This window comes from Cupriavidus sp. SK-3, assembly GCF_000611145.1.
GTDB lineage: Bacteria > Pseudomonadota > Gammaproteobacteria > Burkholderiales > Burkholderiaceae > Cupriavidus.
The window spans coordinates 1-1,454 of record NZ_JFJV02000009.1; the positions used below are offsets into that span (position 1 = coordinate 1).

Sequence of the window (1,454 nt, forward strand, 5' to 3'; positions counted from 1 at the left end):
AAGGTCCGATGGAGTTGTCGCCGATGCCGGATTACCACGATCGCAAGCCGTGGTGGATCTTTGTGGACAAGGCCGGCGAAGTACGCATGGCCTTGCCCAAGCAAAGCGCGCTGGACGAACTCTACATCAACGACGCGTGGTACGGCTTGTTGCCTGATAGCTCCTTGCTGGATCCGGCGGGGATTGTGAAGAAGCGGCTGGAAGAGAAAAAAGACTCCTCTACTGTGCATGAACACTTTAAAAGAATGATGAGCAATGTAGTGGATCGGCAAAAGGAGCTGATGAACAACTACCATCCCAACACCTATGCGCTGTACGGAGACGGCGCGCTCGAACCACAACGCTCCGATGACGCACGGGAGTCTCCCAAGCTGGAATTCAGTGAACCGGAGAAGAGCCTGCAAACCTGGGGCAAGGTGGTGTGGCAGGGCGATCTTCCAGAAGGTGTCGGGGAAGCTGAGCTAAAAGCCGCCAAATGGGCTAGCAATGATCGTGACGACCACCGCGGCGTGCTCAAGATCGCGGCAGGCGGTAGAGTCGTCACACTCACCGTGCAACAACAAGCAGTCGCGCCAAAGCCGGGGCAAAAGGACAATGGCATTATCGCCGGCGACGGCACCGTGCCGGCCTGGTCGGCAGCGGCGCAGGGACGCGGACTGATACCTGGCCTATCGAAAGCCAAAGCCAACGGCGTGCAGATGATTTTCGTGCAGGGCGGCTACGACCATCAGAAGTGCTTCGACCATCCCTGGACGCGCTGGGCCACCCTGTACAGCGTGGCGCAGATCGTGCACGGAACCAAGGGGTCCTCCCAATGAGTCCCAGCTCGATTACTTCGCGCGTACTGCGCGGCGCCCTCTTCCTGACGATATGCAGCCTGTCCGCCTGTGCGCGGACGGTTCCCGTGGAGTCCGTAATGACCAACAACCCCTTGCTTGCCGATCCGCGTCCGTGGTGCATTGGCCGACTTGTGATGGATCGCCCTGCGCGTAGCGGACTCAGCTACGAAAAATACGAATACTGGGGCGATGACATTGAAATTGCCAGAGATGTCAGCCCGGGAACGTTTCAGCACAAAGTGGATTCACGCGAAAGCGAGTTGCGAGCCAACAAGCGAACAATATCCATCCCGCTCACCGATGAAATGATGGAAAAGGGAGATAACGGTCTTCATAAGAGCGACGTTCCTTGGCTGGAGCAAGCCGTTTCACCCACACCCAATTCCCGGTTGTTGATTTTCAAAGCGAAAGTGAAAGAGGATTATCCTTTTACCGCTGAGGGCTACGTGCTAGCCGGCAGCACAATGCTGACCCTGAAGTCTGACGTTCAGCGCAGCAGCGGGATACAGAAGTTCACGCAGCTCACAACCGATGAATACCAAAACATCACTTACCGCGATGACTGGACGGTCCCCACGGAACGTGGTTTTTGCATTCCGGGTGCACTGATCGGCG

The 1,454-nt window shown here is 56.9% G+C and carries 2 pseudogenes; both read left to right on the forward strand.

Annotated features, from left to right (window positions below):
- A pseudogene (locus CF70_RS00600) lies at positions 1-818 on the forward strand (alpha/beta hydrolase); the annotation flags it as partial.
- A gap of 98 nt (positions 819-916) precedes the next feature.
- Positions 917-1,454 (forward strand): annotated as a pseudogene (locus tag CF70_RS00605) (hypothetical protein); the annotation flags it as partial.